The following is a 21310-nucleotide window of genomic DNA, read 5'->3' on the forward strand; positions in this document are numbered from 1 at the left end:
AACCATGCCCACGACCTCCGCGCGCGCCGCCTACGAGGCGCTCGTCGCCCGCGGCCTGAAGCTCGACCTGACCCGGGGCAAGCCGTCGCCCGCGCAGCTCGAGCTCGCCGCGCCGCTGCTCGCGATGGACCTCTCGCACGACTACCGCGCCGCCGACGGCACCGACGTTCGCAACTACGGGGGCGACACCGGGCTGCCCGAGCTGCGGGCGATCTTCGGCGACCTGCTCCACATCCCGGTCGAGCAACTGCTCGCGCTCGGCAACGCGAGCCTCGCGGTCATGCACGACACGATCGTCCATGCGCTGCTGCACGGCGTGCCCGGTGGCAACGTGCCCTGGCGCGACGATGACGTCGCCTTCCTGTGCCCATCGCCCGGCTACGACCGGCACTTCTCGATCACGGAGGCGTTCGGCATCCGGATGATCCCGGTGCCGTTCGACGAGGACGGTCGCCTGCCGCTCGACGTCATCGCCGAGCACCTGAAGGACCCGGCCGTGCGCGGCATGTGGTGCGTGCCGATGTTCGCCAACCCCGGCGGCGAGGTCTACGACGAGGAGACGGTGCGCGCGCTCGTGTCGCTCCCCGCCGCGGCGCCGGACTTCCGGCTGTTCTGGGACAACGCGTACTCGGTGCACGTGCTCACCGACGAGTTCCCGCCGGTCATCGACGTGCTCGGCCTCGCGGCGGACGCGGGCAACCCGGATCGGGTGTTCGTGTTCGCGTCGACGTCGAAGATCACGATGGCGGGCTCCGGGGTGGCGTTCTTCGGCTCGTCGCCCACGAATGTCGCGTGGTATCGGAAGCACGCATCGGTGCAGACGATCGGGCCCGACAAGGTCAACCAGCTGCGCCACGCGCGCCACCTCCAGGACGCCGACGGCGTCCGGGCGCTGATGCAGCGGCATCGCGCGATCATCCAGCCCAAGTTCGCGGCCGTGGAGCGGATCCTGCAGGAGCGGCTCGGCACGCCCGGATCGGGTGGCGTCGCACGCTGGACGACGCCGGCGGGCGGCTACTTCGTCGCGCTCACCGGCCCGGCCGGCACGGCGACACGTGCGGTCGACCTCGCCCGTGACGCGGGCATCGCGATCACGCCGGCGGGCGCCGCGTTCCCGTACGGGGAGGACCCGGACGACGCGGTGATCCGGATCGCTCCGACCTTCCCCGCTCTCGACGAGGTCGAGGCCGCGGTCGACGGGCTGTGCACGTGTCTGCTGCTCGCGATCGAGGAGCGCGCCTAACCTCCGTTCACCCCGCCCGGCCGGGCGAGGGTGCGCAGCCAGTGCCGGTGCGCCCAGAACGTCGCGGCCCGCAGGGTGCGGAAGTACCCGATGAGCTCGCGGTCGGCGCTGTGCTCGGCCCAGGTGACCGCGCGGTACCCGAGCTCGCCGCCGACGCGCAGCAGCCGCACGATCGCGTAGTGGGTGCCGTACTGCGTCGTGAGCCACCACTCGCCGGGCCGCTGCTCGACGGCGGCGAGGATCGGATGCCATCCGGGCGCGTACCCGATGCGCGCCCGGCCGGCGGCATCGATCCCGTCCTTCGGGTCGCTGTTGACCGCCATCGCGCGCTCACTGGAAGTCGCGCGAGCGGTGCTGGACGGGTACGCGCAGCGGCTCGAAGCGGTCGGCGAGCAGGTTGGTGACGCCCTCGGGGCTGCGCTCGAGCACCCCGCGCACGATGAGCGCGGGGGAGTCGCGCACGATCCGTCGATAACGGCCCCAGACGCCCTGCGAGCAGATGACGTTCACGAGACCGTGCTCGTCCTCGAGGTTGAGGAACGTGATCCCGGATGCCGTGGCCGGCCGCTGCCGGTGCGTCACGAGCCCCGCGACCTCGATCCGCCGTCCCGGCTCGGCGACCCGGATCGCCGCGGACGACAGCGCGCCGCGCTCGTCGAGCGCCCCGCGGAAGTGGGCGAGCGGATGGTCGTCGGTCGACATCCCGGTTGCCCAGAGGTCGGCGGCGAGGGTCTCGAACGCGCTCTGGTCGGCGAACAGCGGCGGCTGCACGGTCACGATCGAGCCGGCGAGGAACTCCTCGCGGTCCTGCGCGGCCGACCCGGCCCGCCACAGCGCCTCCCGCCGGGTGAGGCCGAACTCGTCGAACGCACCCGCGGTGGCGAGCGCCTCGAGCTGCGCCGTGACGAGGCCCGTGCGGCGCACGAGGTCCTCCATCGAACGGAACGGACCGTTCTCGTCGCGCTCGGCGACGATGCGCTGCGCGACCTTCTCGCCGATCCGGGTGACCTCGGCGAGTCCCAGGCGCACGGCGACGTTCCCGTCGCGGCGGTGCGCGGCATCGGCGACCGCTGCCGACGGATCGAACTCGGGGATCGGCGGCTGGTGGAGGGTGCGGCACGAATCCATCCCCGTGGGTGAGGGACTCCTCGACCCGCTCAGCGATTCCACACCGGCGTGCACGCCCGAGCGCTGGATGTCGGGGCGCCGCACCTCGACGCCGTGCCGGCGCGCATCGCCCGTGAGCGTGGCCGGGGAGTAGAACCCCATCGGCTGAGCCCGCAGCAGTCCCGCGAGGAACACGGCGGGGTAGTGCAGCTTGATCCACGAGCTCGCATAGACCAGCAGCGCGAAACTCAGGGCGTGGCTCTCGGCGAAGCCGAAGTTCGCGAAGGCCTCGATCTTCTCGTAGATCGCGTCGGCGGCGTCGCCCGTCAGGCCGTTCGACGCCATGCCGGCGTAGAGCTTCTCGCGCAGCTTCTCGATCTTCTCCATGCCGCGCTTGGAGCCCATGGCCCGGCGCAGCAGGTCGGCGTCCTCGCCCGAGCACTCGCCGACCGCCATCGCCATCTGCATGAGCTGCTCCTGGAACACCGGCACCCCGAGCGTGCGCTCGAGCACCGGCACGAGCTTCGGATGCGCGTAGGTCACCGCCTCCTGCCCGAGCTTGCGCCGCACGAACGGATGCACGGCGCCGCCCTGGATGGGACCCGGCCGCACGAGCGCGATCTGCACGACGAGGTCGTAGAACCGCCGTGGCTGCAGGCGGGGCAGCAGCCCCATCTGCGCGCGCGACTCCACCTGGAACACCCCGATCGAGTCCGCGCGGCACAGCATGTCGTAGACCGCGGCCTCCTCCTTGGGCAGCGTCGCGAGCTCCCACTTCTCGCCGGTGGCCTCGCGGATGAGGTCGAAGCAGTACTGCAGCGCCGCGAGCATGCCGAGCCCGAGCAGGTCGAACTTGACCAGTCCCATCCACGCCGCGTCGTCCTTGTCCCACTGGATGACGGTGCGCTTGTCCATGCGGGCGTGCTCGATCGGCACGACCTCACCGACCGGGCGCTCGGTGAGCACCATGCCGCCCGAGTGGATGCCGAGGTGCCGCGGTGCGCCGAGCAGCTCCATCGCGAGCGCGGCGACCGGCGGCGGGATGTCGTTGTCCTCCATCGACGAGAGCGACGCGCCCCAGCGCTCCACCTGCTTGGACCACGCGTCCTGCTGGCCGGGCGAGTGCCCGAGCGCCTTCGCCATGTCGCGCACGGCGTTCTTCGGCCGGTACTGGATGACGTTGGCGACCTGCGCCGCGCGCTCGCGCCCGTACTTCTCGAACGTCCACTGGATGATCTCCTCGCGCCGGTCGGAGTCGAAGTCGACGTCGATGTCGGGCTCCTCCTCGCGCAGGCTGGAGATGAACCGCTCGAACGGCAGTCCGTAGTAGATCGAGTCGACGGCCGTGATGTTCAGCAGGTAGCAGACGGCCGAGTTCGCGGCCGAGCCGCGACCCTGGCACAGGATGCCGAGGCGCCGGGCCTCGGCGACGATCCCGTAGACGATGAGGAAGTAGCCGGGGAAGTCCTTCTGCTCGATCACGGCGAGCTCGTTCTCGATGCGCTCGCGCCCGGCCTCGTCGAGGTCGGGGTACTTCTGCGGCACGGCGTCCCAGACGAGCTGCCGCAGGTATGACATCGGGGTGTGCCCCTCGGGCACCTCCTGCGTGGGCAGCGCGGGCTTCGCGCGCCGCAGCGGGAACGCGAGCTCGTCGGCCAGAGCGACCGTCCGCTCGACGGCGCCCGGATACCGCGCGAACCGCTCCTGCATCTCGCGTCCGCTGCGCAGGTGCGCGGTTCCCGCCCCGGGCAGCCAGCCGTCGAGCTCGTCGAGGCTGCGCTGGGCGCGGACCGCGGCGACCGCGGTGGCGAGCCGGTGGTGGCGCGGGGCGGCGTAGTGCACGTTGCCGGTCGCGATGACCGGCAGCCCGCGTTCGGCGGCGAGGGCGGCGAGCGCGTCGTTGCGATCGGAGTCGAGCGGCTCGCCGTGGTCGAACAGTTCGACGTAGACGTTCTCCCGCCCGAACAACCCCGCGAGCCGGTCGAGCTCCTCGCCCGCGGCCATACGACCCGCCGGACCGAAGCCGCGCTCCTCGAGCGCGCGCCGCACCGCGCCCTTGCGGCATCCGGTGAGGATCACCCAGTGCCCGCCGGCGATCTCGGCGAGCTCGCCCAGGTCGTAGGCCGGGCGCCCCTTCTCGCCGCCGCGCAGCTGGGCGGCCGTGATCGCGCCCGAGAGCCGGTGGTAGCCCTCCTCCTGCCGGGCGAGCACGAGCAGGTGGTCGCCCTCGGGGTCGGGTTCGCCGTTCTGCGGGGCGCTCAGCCCGAGCGAGAGCTCCGCCCCGAACACCGTCTGCACCTCGGCCTGCTCGGCCGCCTCGGCGAACCGCGCGAGTCCGTAGAAGCCGTCGTGGTCGGTGATGGCGAGCGCGTGCAGGCCGAGCCGATCCGCCTCCTCGAGCAGCTCCTCGGGGCTGGAGGCGCCGTCGAGGAAGCTGTAGTGCGAGTGCGCGTGCAACTCGGCGTAGGGGACCGCCGCGCGGTCGCGCACGATGTCGTCGGGCCGCTGGTACGGACCGCGGCGCAACGACCACGCCGGGCTGTCGCCGCCGTCGGCCGCAGCGGGCATCTGCTTCGGCCGGCGCCGGTCGCTCAGCTTGCGCTCGATCTCCGACCACGGGATCGGCGGATTGTCGAAGCCCATCGCCTACTCCCGGCCGATCATCAGTCGTACCGCCCCTCGGCCCACCAGCCGCCGCCGTCGAGCACGAGCAGCCAGGCGACGCCCTCACTGTCGACCGCCTGGAAGCGGTTGACGCTGCGGGCGGCCTCGGCATCCCACCAGCGCTCGTCGAGCGGCCACGGACCCGCCCACGCCGTCAGATCGCGCCGCGCGCCGGTCGGCGAGACCATCACGGCGGGCGGTCCGCTCAGGGCCCCGCGTTCGTCGACCGTGACCGGCTTGCCGGCCGGATCCTCGACGCCGATGCCGCGCGGCAGCTCGTAGACCATCGACGGCGCCGGCGGCGGGAGCACACCGGGCCACGGGCGACGGGGATCGCGCGCGACGAGCGGCCGGTCGCCCCACGGCACGAGCGCCTGCCGCTCGGCCGGCGTGCGACCGCCGGCCGGTGCCGCCGTCAGAACGCCCTCGTGCCCGACCATGCCCTGCACGCGCGAGAGCGCGGAGTGCACGCCCTCGTCCGGTCCGGTGCCCCAGAGCCCGCGCTCGTGCGCCCCGGCCGGGTCGACGGCCTCCGGGCTCAGCCGCACCCGGGTGACGGCGGACCGCAGCTCGCCCTCGATCGGCCGCGCGCTGCGCTTCGGATCGAGGGCGCCGGCCACCTGCCAGCGCACCCGGTCGACGACCTCGGCGGGGGAGAAGGAGCGCGGATGCAGCCACACCCGCTCGCTCGCCTCGCCGCGATCGCCGACGAGCTCCACCCGCAGCGCGGTGCACACGAGCTTCTGCTCGAGCAGGGCGGCGATGAACTCGTCGGCCGCCTGCCGCACGCCGAACGCGATCTGGTCGACCCGCTCGAGCGCCGGTTCGAAGTCGACCTGCGCGTCGACGTCCCTCGGGGGATGCGCGGGGTCGCCGGCCGCGCATCCCGACCCCCGGCCCGTGCATGCAGCCGCGCTCCCGCGGGACCGAACCGCGCGAGCACATCGTCGGCGCCGAGCTCGGCGAACTCGCCGAGCGTGCGGATGCCGAGCCGGGGGAGCAGCGAGACGAGCTCCGCGCGGTGGAGCTCAGAGCGAAGGCCATTTCTGGCCTTCGCCGCGACCCCAGCGCCGAGGGCCGTCCCGGCCCTCGGATCCTCGTCGATGAGCGTGATCGGGAGCGGAGCGAGGAAGGCGGGGGTGGCGCCGGGGGCGACGATCGTGGCGGCGTCGGCGCCGCTCTTCGCGGCGCGCTCCGCGGCGAACAGCCCGTCGGCGATGCCGACCCGCGCACCCGGCGCGCCGAGCTCGCGCGCGACGCCGAGCACGTGCACGGCCGCCGCCTTCTCGCCGCCGTAGTACCGCGCGGGCCCCCGCGCCCGCACGGCGACCGTGCCGGGACGCAGCGGATGCAGCCCCGGCAACGACTGCTCGAGCGCGACGAGCAGCGGCTCGAACGCACGCGCGTCGAGCGCGGGGTCGTAACGCAGCACGTGCAGCCGGGGTGAGCGCGCCTGCGCCTCGCGCTGCCGCATCCCGCGCCGGACGCCGTCGTCGCGCGCCGCGGCCGAGCAGGCGACCACCTCGTTCTTCGCCACGAGCGCGATCGGTGCCTCCTCCGGCAGCCGCCCGGCCCGCGCATGGGCGAGCACGGGCCAGTCCGGCACCCAGAGCACGAGGAGGCGGGGTGGTGTCATCCCGGTATTCTCGAACATATGTTCGAATGGTTCAACCCGGTCCGGCGCGTCGGGAGAGAACTGAGAGGATCGAGGGCGATGGAGGAGACCCGCCCGTGAGACGCCGCACCGCGATGACCGTGATCATGATCTTCGGCATCCTGCTGACCGTCTGCGGCGTCGGCTACGCCGCAACGCAGTTCATCGAGGGCGGACCGCCCGACAGCGTCAAGATCGGGCTCGGCGTCGTCATGGCGGTCATCGGGATCATCGTCCTCGTCGCCTCGGCCCGTCAGCGGCGCCGGTCGCGCTGATCGTCGCGGCGAAACACCCCGAAACGCGCCGAGTCGCTACGGTGTGGCCATGACGACGACCGCCCCTCCCCGGCCCACCTCGATCGAGCCGGGAGGCATCGAGTCGATCCCGGCCGACAAGCGCCACGGATCGCCCTGGCAGCTCCTGGCCACCTGGTCAGCCCCCAACCTCGAATTCGCCACCGTCTTCGTCGGTTTCATCGGCGTCGCGTACTTCGGCCTCGGCTTCTGGCAGGCGATCCTCGCGGTCGTCATCGGCAACGCGCTGGGCGCGACCAGCCACGGCATCCTGTCGACCTGGGGGCCGCGCGAGGGCCTCGCCCAGCTCGTGCTGAGCCGCACCGCGTTCGGCCTGCGCGGCAACATCCTGCCCGCGGCGATCAACACGATCATGGCGGGGCTCGGCTGGTTCGCCGTCAACTCGGTCTCCGGCGCCTTCGCGCTCGCGACCCTGACGCACATGCCGATCTGGCTCGCGCTGCTCATCATCGTGGTGCTCGAGGTGCTGCTGGCCTTCGTCGGGCACGATCTGGTGCAGGTCTTCGAGCGGTACGCAAGCATCGTGCTCGGCGTCGTCTTCATCATCGCGACCATCGCGATCTTCGCGAACCCGGTCGTCGGCCCGGCCCTCGGCCACTCGGCGTTCACGTTCGGCGGGTTCACCCTCACCGCGGCGGCGGCCTTCGGCTACGCCGCCGGCTGGAACCCGTACGCCTCGGACTACACCCGCTACCTGCCCAAGACGGTCAGCCGGGCCAAGACCGGCTGGGCCGCCGCGCTCGGCAACTTCGTCTCCTGCACGGTGCTCATGGCGGCCGGCGCGGCATCCGCGCTCATCGTGGCGCCGAAGAACGCGAGCCCGACCGACGCCTTCGTGCACGGGATGCCCGGCTGGGTCGCCGCCATCACCCTCCTCGCGATCGCCGTGGGCGCGATCGCCGCGAACGCCCTCAACATCTACTCGGGCTCCATGTCGTTCCTCGCGGCCGGCATCCGGATCCGGTTCTCGCTGCGGCGGGCGATCATCGCGATCGGCTTCGGCATCCTCGGATTCCTCATCGCGCTGGTGTCGATCCTCACCGATGTGACCAGCAACTACGAGAACTTCCTGCTCGTCATCGCCTACTGGATCGCGCCGTGGCTCGGCGTCGTGCTCGTCGACCGGCTGCTGCGCCGGGGCACGGCGATCGCGGCATTCATCCCGGACCGCGCGAAGTACCGCAACCCGGCCGGCATCATCGCGTTCGTCATCGCGGCGGTCGTCTCGATCGTGCTGTTCTCGAACCAGGTGCTGTTCACGGGGCTCGTGGTGACCGCCACGGGCGGCGCGAGCTCCCCGATCGGCGACCTCACGCCGCTCGTCGGATTCGTGCTGGCCGGCCTGCTGTACCTGCTGTTCTTCCGGGTCTTCCGCCCGCAGGTCGGCGGTCCGGTCTCCGAGGAGCCGGATGTCGTGATCGGCGTCGACGCGGCGGACGAGGCCGCATGAGCGCCGCGCCCGTTGTCGGCGCGGTGTACGCCACCGATGCCGAGAAGCTCGACGTCGCCCGGCACGAGGCCCTCGCGGGGCTCGAGGAGGGCGGCATCCCGATCGGTGCGGCGCTGTTCGACGCGGACGACCGGCTGCTCGGCTCCGGCCGCAACCAGCGCGTGCAGGGCGGCAACCCCGCCCTGCACGGCGAGACCTCCGCGTTCCTCAACGCCGGGCGTCAGCGCTCGTACCGCCGCACGACGATGGTGACCACGCTGTCGCCGTGCTGGTACTGCTCCGGGCTCGTGCGCCAGTTCAACATCGGCCGGGTCGTGATCGGGGAGAACACGACGTTCTACGGCGGCGAGGACTGGCTGCGCGAGAACGGCGTGCGCGTCGACGTCGTGCAGGACCCGGAGCTCGTCCGGATCATGACCGACTTCATCGCGGGCAACCCCGAGCTGTGGAACGAGGACATCGGGACGCTGGAGCTCTGAGCGAAGGCCATTTCTGGCCTTCGCGGCGACGCCAGTCCCGACGCCCGTCTCGGGCGTCGGTCCGGAGTGAGTCAGGATGCGGGCGGCGCGGTGCCGTTCGACGAGGGCGCGTTGTTTTCCGGATGAAGCCGCAGCCAGCGGATGCCGACCGTGATCCAGACGACGAGACCGACGATCACGAGGATGACGCCGGCCGCCAACAGGGTGAACCATCCGATCGCAAAGATCTGCATGGGGTCATTGTGCTGTCCCTGAGCCTTGTTCGGCATCCGGCTCGTCGCGCAGCGGCCGCGACGTTCAGCCGACAACGCGGAGCCGGTCCATGCGGTCGGCGCGGTCGGCGCGGTCGGCGCCCTCCGGTCGGGCGACGACCGCCTCGACGGTGGTCCCGCCGGGACCGGGCAGCCACAGCCGGCGTGAGCGCGGACGACCCGACCATGCCGCCGAGGCGGAGGTCACGGTCGCCTGGCGCCCGACGAGGTGGCCGAAACCGGCGCCGACGCCGGCCCACGCCGACTCCGTGACGGCGAGTCGGGCATCCGCCCGCGGCCAGTCGCCGAGGCTCACGAGCACGGCCTCGCGCTGACGCAGCCGGGACGAGAGCCTGCCCGCGGTCGCCTCGCCGATGCGCGGCACGCCCGGTGCGGCCGACGGCGGCTTCACGAGCACGATCGAGACGACGTCGACGAGCGCGGCGACGACCGCGAGCCACTGCTCACCCGGATGCGGCACCAGCACGAGCCGGTCGAGATCGACACCGAGGCCGGCGGCCGCCTCCACCCCGAGATCGGGCACCCCGACCACGGCGCACCAGGCCCCCGCGGCGCTCGCGCCCTGCAGCAGGGCGAGGGCGAGGGTCGTCGACCCGGCGACCGCGTAGGTGCCGCCGGCACTCAGCGCCCCGTTCGGCAGCAGGTCGGCGAGGGCGGGGTGGGTCGGCAGCGCCCGTGTGTCGATGCGGTTGCGCTGCATGCTCCGGATGCGCGCCTGCAGCTCGCGCACCACGTCACCCTGCGCGCGGCCAGTCGGGGCGTGGCCGCCCCGATCGAGTTCGGCCTCCACCTCCGACAGCTCGAAGGTGACGGCCGCTGCTGTCGCCGTCATCGCTCCAGTGTCGAACATGTGTTCGATGGTGTCAACGACGGCCGACACCTGCGTGTGCTGCGCTCCGCTCAGCCGACGTCGAGCAGGCGGATCGAGACGCGCGCCGTGTCGCCCTCGTCGACGCCCTCCTTCTCGTAGACGGCGCGCTTGACGGGCATCGTGTACCGACCGTCACCGCCCGGGAAGATCGAGGTGCGCCACGTGCTGGCACCGAGAGTGACGTCGACGCGCAGCGACTCGAAGCCGCGCGGGGAGCGGGCAGCTCGCCGATCTCCTCCGACACGTCGGCGGGCAGCGAGACGAACAGCCACTTCTCCCGCCGCGACGCCCAGCGGTAGAGCTCGGCCTCGAACGCGTACGACGCGGTCATGACTCGACTATCGCAGGTCGAAGTCGGAGCGCGCGCTACCGCAGATCGCGCATCCGGGCGGCCACGCCCCGTTCGCCGCTCGTGCGCCGCTCCCAGGTCGCCGCGATGACGATGAGCACGGCGCCGGCACTGGCGAGCGTGATCCACCACGGCGTCGAGCCGATCGAGCGGCCGATCTGCACCGCGAACACGACGATGTTCTCGATCGGCAGCACGGCGATGCCGAGCACGAACGGCGCCCCGAGCTTGAACAGCGAGCCGACCAGGATCGCGGCGAGCGCGAGCGCGATCACGAGGATGGCGCGCCAGGTCTGCGGATCGGTGCCGGTCGACAGCAGCGACGGCAGGAACACCGCCGCGATGCCCGGCGTCAGCAGCGCCCACGAGCCGGTGAACCCCACCGGCCAGCCGTTGGGCGTGGTGCGCAGGGGTCGGTCGACGATCGTGGTCGGCGCCATGGGACGCATACCGACGACACCCGCCGCGAGGAGGGCGATGCCGAGGGGCAGCGAGAACATCTCCACCCGCAGTTCGCGGGCACTCCACCCGGCGACGGCGACCGCCCACGCGGCGCCCCAGACGAGCCACACCGGCGGCAGGATCGTGGGGCCGCGTCGCGCTCGCCATGCGACGAGCACGACCCCGGCGAGCAGCGCGAGCATGAGGCCCCAGAGGGTCCAGATCGGCAGCCAGACATCGCGTGCCGACGCGATCGGCCCGGGGATCAGGAAGAGCGTGGCCGGCATAAGCACCCAGCGCGAGGCGCGGCCGGTGCGCTGCACGAGCATCCGGCCGGCGAATCCCGCGAACACGACCGCGACGATCGCGAGGCCGAGCACCGGGAGGACCAGCTGTGCCGAGGGGATCGCGACCGCGTCGCCCCGCACCGCCCACCGCACGCCCTGCACCGCGCCGGCCGCGGAGGCGACGATCGCGGCGGCGAGCACGGGCGCGTGGAGCCTCGCCAGCCGGCCGTGCCGATCCAGCCGGCCCGCCGCGAGGCGGGAGAGCACGAGCAGCACGAACGCACCGCCGAGCAGGCCGACCGTGCGCCAGGGCAGGATGCCGTCGCCAGGCCCGGCGACCGCGAGCAGCACGAGGGTCGGCAGCACCGCGCACGCCAGCCCGGTCGCCACGAGCGGCAGTCCCGCCCCGCCGCGCGCCGCGAGCAGAACCCCGACGAGCGCCAGCGCGAGAGCGGGCGGCAGCACGTAGGGCTCCGCCACCTGCACACCGGCCAGCCACAGCGCGCACCACAGGGCGCCGCTCCAGCACACGCCGGCGACCCACCAGCCGTAGCCGCGCTTCGCGAACGCCGCCGCGGCCGCGGCGCCGATGCCGAGGACGAGGAGCACGACGAACGTCGTACCGAGTCCGGCCGCCTGGCGCACGAGCGCGAGCAGCACCGCGATCGCCCCGGTGACGAGCGCCGAGGTCTCGATCGCGATGCGCGCCGCCACGGCATCCTGCGCCGCGAGTCCGTGCCGGGTGAGGCCCGCGGCGATCGGAGTGGTGGCGCACAGGGTCGCCGCGACGATGACGGCGATGATCGGCAGCGTCACCGGCGAGCCGCTCTGGACCAGCAGCTGCGCGCCGAGGCACACCACGACGACCGCGAGGGCGGGCACGAGCAGCGCCGCCGCGAGCGTGCGCACGACGCGGTTGAGCCCGGGGCGGCGGGTGAGCAGGAGGGTGAGCGCGAGCAGGAAGATCAGCCCGGTCGAGAGCGCGGTCCACCCGCTGCGCACGAACAGCACGGTCACGACGCCGATCAGGAACGGCACCGCGGTCACCACGAGCACGGCGTACCAGGCCCCCGCCCGCACCCGTCGCACGAGCGTGGCCGCGAGGCCCGCGACCGCGGCGAGCGACGCGGTGAGGCAGAGCACCGCGATCGACTCGACGTCGGCCCGGGCCAGACCGGTGGCGAACACGACGAGCGCGTACGCGTAGCCGGCGGCGACGGTGTACGGCCGTAGTGCGCGGGGAGACGCGAGACCGAGCGGGATGAGCACCGCGACGATCGCGACCCCGACCGGCACGGTCAGCGGCCGCTCGATCCACGACGAGATGCCGGCGACGAGCAGCAGTGCGTGTCCCGCGACGAGCACGGGGATGCGCAGCCAGGCCGGCGACCGGCGCGCCGCGGGTACGAGCAGCACCAGGATCCCGAGCACCAGGGCCATCGCGAGGGCCAGCACCGCGCCCGTCGTGCGGCTCCAGCCGGCCCAGGCGGCAAGGGTCAGGACGGTGCCGGCGCCGATCCAGAGACTGGAGATCCAGCCGGCACGGGCGAACCCGCCCTCACCGCGCCGGCGGGAGAGCAAGCCGGTGGCGGCCGCGCCGACCGCGGCGGCGGCCAGCCCGAGGATCGACCACCTGCCCGCGTCCGCGGGCAGCAGCACGCCGGCCGATCCGAGCTCCAGCAGGCCCTCGACCGCCGCGGGCACGGCCGCCAGGGCGGCGACCGCGGTGGCACCCGCGAGCAGCTGAGGCCGTCGCACCGAGCCGGGAAGGGGATCGCCGCCAGCAGCACGAGCACGATCGCGGTCGTGAGCGGCGCGAGCACGACGCGCGGTGCCGCGTCGTCCAGCGGCACGAAGGCGAGCTGGGCGACGGCGAGGGCGACCCACACGCCGGCCAGCACGCTCCACAGCCGGGGAGGCGATCCCGCGTGCCGAGCGCCGCGAGCACGGCCAGCGCCAGCAGGACGAGGCCCGCACCGAGCACGCGGGCTCCCGCGTCGTCGGCCCCGGAGCCGACGACGCGGAATCCATCGGGCGCCGGGAAGAACGGCAGCGTGAGCACCACGACCCCGGATGCCACCAGCTGCAGCGTGGTCGCCGTGCCGTGGTCGGCCCGCAGCTCCGATCCGAAGCGCCCGGCCGCGCGCCGCAGGAGGCGGTGGGCGCCCCACGCGACCAAACCCGCCGCGACGTGCCCGGCGTGCACCGCCCAGCCGTTCGTGAGCGCGTACCCGAACATCGCCGGCACGAGGACGAAGCCGACGATCGAGGTCCAGAGCCACACCCGCATCCGCACGAGCAGCGCGAGCCCGAACATGACGAGCGAGGCGAGCAGCGTGCCGACGGCGGCCGGCACCCATCCGCTCACGTCGAGCGGCGTCTTCTGCACCGCGGCCCAGATGTCGAGCACGACGAAGACCATGCCGAGAGCCCCGAGGGCCTCGGCCGACAACCGCAATCGTCGTTGCATCATGAGCCACGACGCGCCGAGGAACAGCACGGTGAGCAGGGCGATGATCACCGTGCGGGCGGCGAAGGCGATATCGGGATTGAGGAAGGTGAAGACGATGCCCGCGACCGCGACGAGGGCGGCGCCGACGACCGCCAGGACGGATGGCACGCCGATCTGGCCCTGCGATCCCGGGGCGCGCGGCACCGCGGAGGTCGGCGATGGGCCGACCGGCGCCGTGGCGGGCACGGCCGCCGCCGCGCTCGCGAGCGGGGCCACCGGCAGCAGATCGATGAGTCGCTGCCGCTCCCGCAGGGCCTCGGCGGCCCGTTGCGACGCGGCGCGGACCCGCACGGCCTCCTCACCGCTCAGGATCGCGCGGCAGGTGCCGCACACGAGCGTGGGCTCGATGCGGGCACCGCATCGCGGGCAGACGGCGGTGCTGTCGACGTAGTCGGCCGCCTGGCGGCTCCATCCCTCCAGCATCCCCGGAGTCTAGGGTGAGGCCGGCTCGGAACCGTCCGGACTGCCCGGCCTGTGGATTGGCCCCGCCCGCGACGCCCCCTGTGCGGAGGCACCCTCCGGCTGGGCGTAGCGTTGAGTCATGCGTTTCGGATTCCACTTCATGGACTTCACCATTCCCGGCGAGCCGGCGACGATCGCCCCGATGATGCGCGACACCGCGATCGCGGCCGAGCAGATCGGGGCCTCGTGGTTCAGCGTCATGGACCACTACTTCCAGATGGAGCAGTTCCGCACGGCCCACGATCCGATGCTCGAGGGCTACACCGCCCTCGGTTTCGTCGCCGGCGTGACGAGCCGGATGAAGCTCGGCACGATCGTGACGGGCGTCACATATCGGCATCCGGCGCTCCTGGCGAAGATCGCGACGACGCTCGACGTGCTGAGCGGCGGCCGCGCCTTCCTCGGCATCGGCGCCGCCTGGTACGAGCGCGAGCACCTCGCGCTCGGCGTGCCGTTCCCGCCGCTGGCGGAGCGGTTCGAGCGGCTCGAGGAGGCGGTGCAGATCGCGCTGCAGATGTGGAGCGACGACGACGGCCCGTACGAGGGCACGCACTACCGGCTGGCGGAGACGATCAACCGCCCGGCGCCGATCCAGGCGCCCCACCCCCGATCGTCATCGGCGGGTCGGGGAGCGCAAGACGCTGCGCCTGGTCGCGCAGTACGCGCAGGGCTGCAACCTCATCGCCTCCGACGTCGAGGCGGTCGCGCACAAGCTCCAGGTGCTCCGTGAGCACTGCGATCGGCTCGGCACCGACTACGCCGCCATCGAGAAGACCGTGCAGGGACCGATCGTGGCCGACCCGCTGACCGATCCGAATGCCTTCCTGCGCTCCGCGGAGCAGCTGGCCGCCCTGGGGGTCGAGCACGTTCACCTCCGCGCGGCCGGTCCCGACATGGCCGGCTTCGTGGGGCGCGTCGGCGACACCATCGCCGAGCGGCTCGCCGCGATCCGGCCCGCTGCAGGGTAGGCGGGGCAGGTTCGGACCCGCGCGGGGCGCCGATCGAGCGGGGTATCGTCCTGAGTCATGCGCGACGGTGACCGGGTCCGCGAGCTGTTCGGCATCGATGCCCCGATCGTGCTCGCCCCCTTCGGCGGCCTGTCCGCGGTGGAGCTCACGGCCGCGGTCAGTGAGCTCGGCGGCCTCGGCTCCTACGGTCTCTACGGGTACGAGCCGGAGCGGATCGCCGAGACCGTCCGAGCGATCCGCGCCGCGACCCCGCGACCCTTCGCACTGAACCTGTGGCTGCCGATGGGCGACGAGATCGACCCGCAGCATGCCGAATGGGACGCCGCGATGGCCGTCGTCGCGCCGTTCTTCCACGAGCTCGGCGTCGATGTGCCGCCCCTGCCGGCCCGGTTCCTGCCGGACATCGCCGAACAGGTGGATGCCGTCATCGCCGCGCGCCCGGCCGCGCTCAGCGTCGTCTTCGGCGTCCCCTCGCCGGAGCTGGTCGAGCGGGTGCACGCCGCGGGCATCCGCGTGGTCGGCACGGCGACGACGGTCGACGAGGCGGTCGCGCTCGAAGCAGGCGGGGTGGATGCCGTGGTCGCGACCGGAGCCGAGGCGGCCGGTCACCGGGTCTCCTTCCTGCACCGCGCGGAGGACTCGCTCGTCGGGGGTCTCGCGCTGATCCCGCAGGTCGCGGATGCGGTGAGCGTTCCCGTGATCGCGGCCGGCGGCATCGCCGACCGGCGCGGCGTCGCGGCCGCGTTCGCTCTGGACGCCGAGGGCGTGCAGGTCGGTACGGCGTTCCTTCACACGCGCCAGTCCGCCGCGAATGCGGCCCACCGGGACGCGATCGCCCGGACACCGGCGCACGGCACGGTGCTGACCCGGGCGATGAGCGGGCGGCTCGCCCGGGGGCTCCCAACCGCGCGGTCCGCACGATCGAGGCGGGCGCCGCGATCGCCGCGTTCCCGGCGCAGAACTGGCTCACCGGCCGCTTCCGTGCGGAGGCCGGCCGCCGCGAACGGGGGACCTCCAGTCGCTGTGGCTCGGGCAATCGGCACCTCGCGACCGCGACCGAGGCCGCGGAGGTGTTCCGGGAGCTCCTGGGCGGCGTGCCCGGCATCCGGTAGCCGACCGGCGAGAGCGGCCCCAGCCGGGGTCGGATGCCGCTGCGAGACTGGCCGCATGCCCGAGTACCGCGCCCGCTTCGACGCCCGGATCGATTTCCTGAACGGCGGCGGCCTCACCGCCGAGGGCTTCCGGCTCGACCTGCCGTCCCGGGACGTCGCCGAATCGGAGATCGGGCGGCTGCTGGTGCAGCACCTCGGTCTCGCGATGGTCGGCTCGGTCGTCCTCACGGGCCTGGAGATCGTCGAGGAGGCGCACAAGGGATCGCGCGGGGTGATCGAGGCGCCGGCGGAGACCGACGCGTGGCACGTCGTCGACCTCAGCCACCCGATCTCCGAGGGCCTGGTCACCCTGCCCGGCATCCCGGCTCCGGTCATCACGCCGCTTCTCACGCATGCCGACTCGGTCGCGCGGTACGCGCCCGGCACGGTGTTCGCGATGGATGTCATCACGATCGCCGGGAACACGGGGACCTACCTCGACAGCCCGTACCACCGCTATCCGCACGGACCCGATCTGTCCGGCCTCGATCTGGCGACCCTGGTCGACCTCCCGGCCGAGGTGTTCCACCTCGACGACGTGACGGGGCGCGAGATCCCGGCCAGCCTGTTCCTCGACCGCGACGTGCGGGGCAGGGCGGTGCTGCTGCACACCGGATGGTCGCGGCACTTCGGCACGCCCGCGTACGCGAACGGCGCGCCGTACCTGGGCGCGGAGGCCGCGGACCACCTCGCCGAGCAGGGCGCGACGCTCGTGGGCATCGACTCGGTCAACATCGACGACATGTCCCCGGATGCCGGGGGCGAGCGGCCGGCCCACACCCGTCTGCTGGGCGACGGCATCCACGTCGTCGAGCACCTCACCGGCCTCGCGCAGCTGCCGCCGAGCGGATCGCGGTTCACCGCGGCGCCGCTGAACATCCGCGGTCTCGGCACGTCGCCCGTGCGCGCATTCGCCCGCGTGCCCATGCCCGCGTAGCCGCGCGCCGCCGGCCGAGAGAACGAAGAAGGCCCCGGAGCGGACTCCGGGGCCTTCGGTCTCTGCGAACAGAGCCCTCGTGCGCGAGGGGGACTTGAACCCCCACGCCCTATACGGGCACTAGCACCTCAAGCTAGCGCGTCTGCCATTTCCGCCACCCGCGCGAGGTGGTCGCCTTGTGGACGACCGAGTGTCGAGATTAGCACCTCGCCGGTTAGCGTGAGGACATGGCCGCCCACCCCGACGCCCCCTCGAGGACACCGCGCGCATCGCGCGCGACCTCATCCGGATCGACACCACGAACTGGGGTGCGGGCCGGTCGAAGGGCGAGACCGAGGCCGCCGAGTACGTGGCCGCCGAGCTGCGCCGGCTCGGCCTTCAGCCCACGCTCTGGGACGCCGCCGAGCGCCGCACGAGCGTCGTCGCGCGGGTGCCGGGTCGCGATCCGGAGCGCGCCGCCCTCGTCGTGCACGGGCACCTCGACGTCGTGCCGGCCGACCCCGCGAACTGGAGCGTCGACCCGTTCGGCGGCGAGATCCGCGACGGGATGCTGTGGGGCCGCGGGGCCGTCGACATGAAGAACATGGACGCGATGATCCTCACCGCGCTCGGCGACCTGCACGCCGCGGGGGAGCAGCCGGCGCGCGACCTCGTGGTGGCGTTCTTCGCCGACGAGGAGAACGGCGGGGTGTTCGGCTCGCATCCGGCCGTCGTGCAGCATCCGGAGTGGTTCGCGGGCGCGACGGAGGCGATCAGCGAGGTCGGCGGCTACTCGGTCGACATCGGCGGCACCCGCGCCTATTTGCTGCAGACGGGGGAGAAGGCGCTCTCCTGGATCAAGCTGACCGCGCGCGGGACGGCGGCGCACGGGTCGCGGGTCATCCGCGACAACGCCGTCACGAAGCTCGCGCGCGCTGTCGCCACCCTCGGTGCCGAGGAGTGGCCGCTGCACATGACCTCCACGACGACGCAGCTGGTGGGGGAGCTGCGCGGCATCCTCGGGCTCCCCGACGACGCGGAGCCCGACGAGGTCGTGCTCGCGACCGGCACCGCGGCCGGGTTCCTGCAGGCGACCCTGCGGGTGACCGGCAACCCGACCGTGCTCGAGGCCGGCTACAAGCACAACGTGATCCCCGACACGGCGAGCGCCCTCGTCGACCTGCGCCCCTTCGCCGGCCAGGAGGACGAGGTGCTCGACCGGGTGCGCGAGCTCATCGGCCCCGACATCGAGCTCGAGGTGCTGCACCACGACATCGGGCTCGAGTTCCCGTTCGAGGGGGCGCTCGTGGAGAAGATGACGGCCACGCTGCAGCGGCACGATCCCGGTGCGCCCGTGCTGCCGTACCTCATGAGCGGCGGCACCGACAACAAGGCGCTGGCCGAACTCGGCATCACCGGCTACGGTTTCGCCCCGCTGCGGCTGGATGCCGGACTCGACTTCCCGGCGATGTTCCACGGCGTCGACGAGCGCGTGCCGCTCGCTGCGCTCGAGTTCGGCCGCGCGGTCCTTGCGGACTTCCTCAGGGACTGCTGAGAGCCCGGGGCGCGATCGCCGAGCGCCGGTCTGCCAGAATCGTCGCTCGTGGACACCTGGCTCGAAGCGATCATCCTCGGCATCGTGCAGGGTCTGACCGAATTCCTGCCGATCTCCTCCAGCGCCCACCTGCGGATCGCGTCGACCCTCATGGGCACCGGCAAGGACCCGGGGGCCGCGTTCATCGTGTTCGGCATCCTGCTCGGCGTCCTCGACCTGCTGGGCAAGCGGATCTACCGGCTGCGTGATCGATGAGTCGCTGCCGCTCCCGCAGGGCCTCGGCGGCCCGTTGCGACGCGGCGCGGACCCGCACGGCCTCCTCACCGCTCAGGATCGCGCGGCAGGTGCCGCACACGAGCGTGGGCTCGATGCGGGCACCGCATCGCGGGCAGACGGCGGTGCTGTCGACGTAGTCGGCCGCCTGGCGGCTCCATCCCTCCAGCATCCCCGGAGTCTAGGGTGAGGCCGGCTCGGAACCGTCCGGACTGCCCGGCCTGTGGATTGGCCCCGCCCGCGACGCCCCCTGTGCGGAGGCACCCTCCGGCTGGGCGTAGCGTTGAGTCATGCGTTTCGGATTCCACTTCATGGACTTCACCATTCCCGGCGAGCCGGCGACGATCGCCCCGATGATGCGCGACACCGCGATCGCGGCCGAGCAGATCGGGGCCTCGTGGTTCAGCGTCATGGACCACTACTTCCAGATGGAGCAGTTCCGCACGGCCCACGATCCGATGCTCGAGGGCTACACCGCCCTCGGTTTCGTCGCCGGCGTGACGAGCCGGATGAAGCTCGGCACGATCGTGACGGGCGTCACATATCGGCATCCGGCGCTCCTGGCGAAGATCGCGACGACGCTCGACGTGCTGAGCGGCGGCCGCGCCTTCCTCGGCATCGGCGCCGCCTGGTACGAGCGCGAGCACCTCGCGCTCGGCGTGCCGTTCCCGCCGCTGGCGGAGCGGTTCGAGCGGCTCGAGGAGGCGGTGCAGATCGCGCTGCAGATGTGGAGCGACGACGACGGCCCGTACGAGGGCACGCACTACCGGCTGGCGGAGACGATCAACCGCCCGGCGCCGATCCAGGCGCCCCACCCCCGATCGTCATCGGCGGGTCGGGGAGCGCAAGACGCTGCGCCTGGTCGCGCAGTACGCGCAGGGCTGCAACCTCATCGCCTCCGACGTCGAGGCGGTCGCGCACAAGCTCCAGGTGCTCCGTGAGCACTGCGATCGGCTCGGCACCGACTACGCCGCCATCGAGAAGACCGTGCAGGGACCGATCGTGGCCGACCCGCTGACCGATCCGAATGCCTTCCTGCGCTCCGCGGAGCAGCTGGCCGCCCTGGGGGTCGAGCACGTTCACCTCCGCGCGGCCGGTCCCGACATGGCCGGCTTCGTGGGGCGCGTCGGCGACACCATCGCCGAGCGGCTCGCCGCGATCCGGCCCGCTGCAGGGTAGGCGGGGCAGGTTCGGACCCGCGCGGGGCGCCGATCGAGCGGGGTATCGTCCTGAGTCATGCGCGACGGTGACCGGGTCCGCGAGCTGTTCGGCATCGATGCCCCGATCGTGCTCGCCCCCTTCGGCGGCCTGTCCGCGGTGGAGCTCACGGCCGCGGTCAGTGAGCTCGGCGGCCTCGGCTCCTACGGTCTCTACGGGTACGAGCCGGAGCGGATCGCCGAGACCGTCCGAGCGATCCGCGCCGCGACCCCGCGACCCTTCGCACTGAACCTGTGGCTGCCGATGGGCGACGAGATCGACCCGCAGCATGCCGAATGGGACGCCGCGATGGCCGTCGTCGCGCCGTTCTTCCACGAGCTCGGCGTCGATGTGCCGCCCCTGCCGGCCCGGTTCCTGCCGGACATCGCCGAACAGGTGGATGCCGTCATCGCCGCGCGCCCGGCCGCGCTCAGCGTCGTCTTCGGCGTCCCCTCGCCGGAGCTGGTCGAGCGGGTGCACGCCGCGGGCATCCGCGTGGTCGGCACGGCGACGACGGTCGACGAGGCGGTCGCGCTCGAAGCAGGCGGGGTGGATGCCGTGGTCGCGACCGGAGCCGAGGCGGCCGGTCACCGGGTCTCCTTCCTGCACCGCGCGGAGGACTCGCTCGTCGGGGGTCTCGCGCTGATCCCGCAGGTCGCGGATGCGGTGAGCGTTCCCGTGATCGCGGCCGGCGGCATCGCCGACCGGCGCGGCGTCGCGGCCGCGTTCGCTCTGGACGCCGAGGGCGTGCAGGTCGGTACGGCGTTCCTTCACACGCGCCAGTCCGCCGCGAATGCGGCCCACCGGGACGCGATCGCCCGGACACCGGCGCACGGCACGGTGCTGACCCGGGCGATGAGCGGGCGGCTCGCCCGGGGGCTCCCAACCGCGCGGTCCGCACGATCGAGGCGGGCGCCGCGATCGCCGCGTTCCCGGCGCAGAACTGGCTCACCGGCCGCTTCCGTGCGGAGGCCGGCCGCCGCGAACGGGGGACCTCCAGTCGCTGTGGCTCGGGCAATCGGCACCCTCGCGACCGCGACCGAGGCCGCGGAGGTGTTCCGGGAGCTCCTGGGCGGCGTGCCCGGCATCCGGTAGCCGACCGGCGAGAGCGGCCCCAGCCGGGGTCGGATGCCGCTGCGAGACTG

19 protein-coding genes, 1 tRNA gene and 2 pseudogenes are annotated in these 21310 nt (G+C 73.0%); 12 read left to right on the forward strand and 10 right to left on the reverse strand.

The window, feature by feature from the left end:
* Positions 1–4 precede the first annotated feature (4 nt).
* Positions 5–1243 (forward strand): aspartate aminotransferase type Ic, encoded by a 1239-nt coding sequence (locus QQK35_RS00235; protein ID WP_284251931.1) that lies wholly within the window; start codon positions 5–7, stop codon positions 1241–1243.
* Here QQK35_RS00235 and QQK35_RS00240 read toward each other — a convergent pair.
* From QQK35_RS00240 to QQK35_RS19485, 4 genes are read right to left on the reverse strand one after another with little or no spacing between them, the layout of a single operon-like run.
* A complete protein-coding gene (locus QQK35_RS00240) occupies positions 1240–1566 on the reverse strand; it encodes a hypothetical protein (RefSeq protein WP_284251933.1) in 327 nt (108 codons plus the stop codon). The genes QQK35_RS00235 and QQK35_RS00240 overlap by 4 nt on opposite strands.
* Before the next feature lie 7 nt (positions 1567–1573).
* Positions 1574–4993: an error-prone DNA polymerase gene (locus QQK35_RS00245; protein WP_284251935.1), complete on the reverse strand. Its 3420-nt coding sequence runs from the start codon at positions 4991–4993 to the stop codon at positions 1574–1576.
* 20 nt (positions 4994–5013) lie between these two features.
* Complete coding sequence (locus tag QQK35_RS19480) at positions 5014–5562, reverse strand: hypothetical protein (protein WP_348534851.1); 549 nt, start codon at positions 5560–5562, stop codon at positions 5014–5016.
* Complete coding sequence (locus QQK35_RS19485; protein WP_348534852.1) at positions 5553–6650, reverse strand: DNA polymerase Y family protein; 1098 nt, start codon at positions 6648–6650, stop codon at positions 5553–5555. Before QQK35_RS19485 ends, QQK35_RS19480 begins: the two co-directional genes overlap by 10 nt.
* A 95-nt stretch (positions 6651–6745) precedes the next feature.
* Here QQK35_RS19485 and QQK35_RS00255 point away from each other — a divergent pair, with 95 nt between their 5' ends.
* From QQK35_RS00255 to QQK35_RS00265, 3 genes are read left to right on the forward strand one after another with little or no spacing between them, the layout of a single operon-like run.
* Positions 6746–6943 carry a hypothetical protein gene (locus QQK35_RS00255; RefSeq protein ID WP_284251937.1) on the forward strand — a complete coding sequence of 66 codons (198 nt, stop codon included), beginning with the start codon at positions 6746–6748 and terminating at the stop codon, positions 6941–6943.
* Between the two features lie 49 nt (positions 6944–6992).
* Complete coding sequence (locus QQK35_RS00260) at positions 6993–8432, forward strand: purine-cytosine permease family protein (protein WP_284251939.1); 1440 nt, start codon at positions 6993–6995, stop codon at positions 8430–8432.
* Positions 8429–8911 (forward strand): nucleoside deaminase, encoded by a 483-nt coding sequence (locus QQK35_RS00265; protein WP_284251941.1) that lies wholly within the window; start codon positions 8429–8431, stop codon positions 8909–8911. The genes QQK35_RS00260 and QQK35_RS00265 overlap by 4 nt, the downstream gene beginning before the upstream one ends.
* Positions 8912–8982: 71 nt before the next feature.
* On the opposite strand, the gene QQK35_RS00270 is transcribed toward QQK35_RS00265, so the two are convergent.
* The 5 genes from QQK35_RS00270 to QQK35_RS20115 all read right to left on the reverse strand — a co-directional run bounded on the left by QQK35_RS00270 (position 8983) and on the right by QQK35_RS20115 (position 14066).
* On the reverse strand, positions 8983–9144 hold the full coding sequence (locus QQK35_RS00270; protein WP_284251943.1) for a hypothetical protein: 162 nt from the start codon (positions 9142–9144) through the stop codon (positions 8983–8985).
* A 64-nt stretch (positions 9145–9208) separates the two neighbouring features.
* Positions 9209–10033, reverse strand: coding sequence for a P-loop NTPase family protein (locus QQK35_RS00275; RefSeq protein WP_284251944.1), 825 nt, complete (start codon positions 10031–10033; stop codon positions 9209–9211).
* A 50-nt stretch (positions 10034–10083) separates the two neighbouring features.
* Entirely contained in the window at positions 10084–10326 is a 243-nt protein-coding gene (locus QQK35_RS00280; RefSeq protein WP_348534853.1) for a DUF1905 domain-containing protein, read from the reverse strand.
* 94 nt (positions 10327–10420) lie between these two features.
* Positions 10421–12571 carry an SCO7613 C-terminal domain-containing membrane protein gene (locus QQK35_RS00285; protein ID WP_431311828.1) on the reverse strand — a complete coding sequence of 717 codons (2151 nt, stop codon included), beginning with the start codon at positions 12569–12571 and terminating at the stop codon, positions 10421–10423.
* Between the two features lie 118 nt (positions 12572–12689).
* On the reverse strand, positions 12690–14066 hold the full coding sequence (locus QQK35_RS20115; protein WP_431311784.1) for a hypothetical protein: 1377 nt from the start codon (positions 14064–14066) through the stop codon (positions 12690–12692).
* A 118-nt stretch (positions 14067–14184) separates the two neighbouring features.
* On the opposite strand from QQK35_RS20115, the gene QQK35_RS00290 reads away from it, so the two are divergent.
* The 3 genes from QQK35_RS00290 to QQK35_RS00300 are packed head-to-tail and all read left to right on the forward strand — an operon-like array spanning position 14185 to position 17161.
* Positions 14185–14835, forward strand: coding sequence for an LLM class flavin-dependent oxidoreductase (locus tag QQK35_RS00290; RefSeq protein WP_284251948.1), 651 nt, complete (start codon positions 14185–14187; stop codon positions 14833–14835).
* Positions 14825–15073, forward strand: a complete 249-nt coding sequence (locus tag QQK35_RS00295; RefSeq protein WP_284251950.1) for a hypothetical protein — start codon at positions 14825–14827, stop codon at positions 15071–15073. The genes QQK35_RS00290 and QQK35_RS00295 overlap by 11 nt, the downstream gene beginning before the upstream one ends.
* Positions 15074–15130: 57 nt before the next feature.
* Positions 15131–17161, forward strand: a complete 2031-nt coding sequence (locus QQK35_RS00300; protein ID WP_284251952.1) for a nitronate monooxygenase — start codon at positions 15131–15133, stop codon at positions 17159–17161.
* Positions 17162–17240: 79 nt separating this feature from the next.
* Here the strand turns inward: QQK35_RS00300 and QQK35_RS00305 are convergent.
* A tRNA-Leu gene (locus QQK35_RS00305) sits at positions 17241–17326 on the reverse strand.
* 85 nt (positions 17327–17411) lie between these two features.
* On the opposite strand from QQK35_RS00305, the pseudogene QQK35_RS00310 reads away from it, so the two are divergent.
* The 5 genes and pseudogenes from QQK35_RS00310 to QQK35_RS00330 all read left to right on the forward strand — a co-directional run.
* Positions 17412–18695, forward strand: a pseudogene (locus tag QQK35_RS00310) (M20/M25/M40 family metallo-hydrolase); the annotation flags it as partial.
* A gap of 48 nt (positions 18696–18743) precedes the next feature.
* Positions 18744–18929, forward strand: a pseudogene (locus tag QQK35_RS00315) (undecaprenyl-diphosphate phosphatase); the annotation flags it as partial.
* Positions 18930–19258: 329 nt separating this feature from the next.
* Complete coding sequence (locus QQK35_RS00320; protein ID WP_284251948.1) at positions 19259–19909, forward strand: LLM class flavin-dependent oxidoreductase; 651 nt, start codon at positions 19259–19261, stop codon at positions 19907–19909.
* Positions 19899–20147, forward strand: coding sequence for a hypothetical protein (locus QQK35_RS00325; RefSeq protein ID WP_284251950.1), 249 nt, complete (start codon positions 19899–19901; stop codon positions 20145–20147). Before QQK35_RS00320 ends, QQK35_RS00325 begins: the two co-directional genes overlap by 11 nt.
* Before the next feature lie 57 nt (positions 20148–20204).
* Positions 20205–21260 (forward strand): NAD(P)H-dependent flavin oxidoreductase, encoded by a 1056-nt coding sequence (locus QQK35_RS00330; protein ID WP_284251957.1) that lies wholly within the window; start codon positions 20205–20207, stop codon positions 21258–21260.
* Positions 21261–21310 lie beyond the last annotated feature (50 nt).

This window comes from Pseudolysinimonas kribbensis (genome assembly GCF_030161895.1).
Taxonomy (GTDB): Bacteria; Actinomycetota; Actinomycetes; order Actinomycetales; family Microbacteriaceae; genus Pseudolysinimonas; species Pseudolysinimonas kribbensis.

What these genes read in the sequence shown, in the direction of transcription:
- QQK35_RS00240 (WP_284251933.1), bottom strand. Translation starts at nt 1,566, where the DNA reads ATGGCGGTCAACAGCGACCCGAAGGACGGGATCGATGCCGCCGGCCGG.
- QQK35_RS00235 (WP_284251931.1), top strand. Translation starts at nt 5, where the DNA reads ATGCCCACGACCTCCGCGCGCGCCGCCTACGAGGCGCTCGTCGCCCGC.
- QQK35_RS00260 (WP_284251939.1), top strand. Translation starts at nt 6,993, where the DNA reads ATGACGACGACCGCCCCTCCCCGGCCCACCTCGATCGAGCCGGGAGGC.
- QQK35_RS00285 (WP_431311828.1), bottom strand. Translation starts at nt 12,571, where the DNA reads ATGGCCCTGGTGCTCGGGATCCTGGTGCTGCTCGTACCCGCGGCGCGC.
- QQK35_RS00320 (WP_284251948.1), top strand. Translation starts at nt 19,259, where the DNA reads ATGCGTTTCGGATTCCACTTCATGGACTTCACCATTCCCGGCGAGCCG.
- QQK35_RS00300 (WP_284251952.1), top strand. Translation starts at nt 15,131, where the DNA reads ATGCGCGACGGTGACCGGGTCCGCGAGCTGTTCGGCATCGATGCCCCG.
- QQK35_RS00265 (WP_284251941.1), top strand. Translation starts at nt 8,429, where the DNA reads ATGAGCGCCGCGCCCGTTGTCGGCGCGGTGTACGCCACCGATGCCGAG.
- QQK35_RS00330 (WP_284251957.1), top strand. Translation starts at nt 20,205, where the DNA reads ATGCGCGACGGTGACCGGGTCCGCGAGCTGTTCGGCATCGATGCCCCG.
- QQK35_RS20115 (WP_431311784.1), bottom strand. Translation starts at nt 14,066, where the DNA reads ATGCTGGAGGGATGGAGCCGCCAGGCGGCCGACTACGTCGACAGCACC.
- QQK35_RS00245 (WP_284251935.1), bottom strand. Translation starts at nt 4,993, where the DNA reads ATGGGCTTCGACAATCCGCCGATCCCGTGGTCGGAGATCGAGCGCAAG.
- QQK35_RS19485 (WP_348534852.1), bottom strand. Translation starts at nt 6,650, where the DNA reads ATGACACCACCCCGCCTCCTCGTGCTCTGGGTGCCGGACTGGCCCGTG.
- QQK35_RS00270 (WP_284251943.1), bottom strand. Translation starts at nt 9,144, where the DNA reads ATGCAGATCTTTGCGATCGGATGGTTCACCCTGTTGGCGGCCGGCGTC.
- QQK35_RS00290 (WP_284251948.1), top strand. Translation starts at nt 14,185, where the DNA reads ATGCGTTTCGGATTCCACTTCATGGACTTCACCATTCCCGGCGAGCCG.
- QQK35_RS00275 (WP_284251944.1), bottom strand. Translation starts at nt 10,033, where the DNA reads ATGTTCGACACTGGAGCGATGACGGCGACAGCAGCGGCCGTCACCTTC.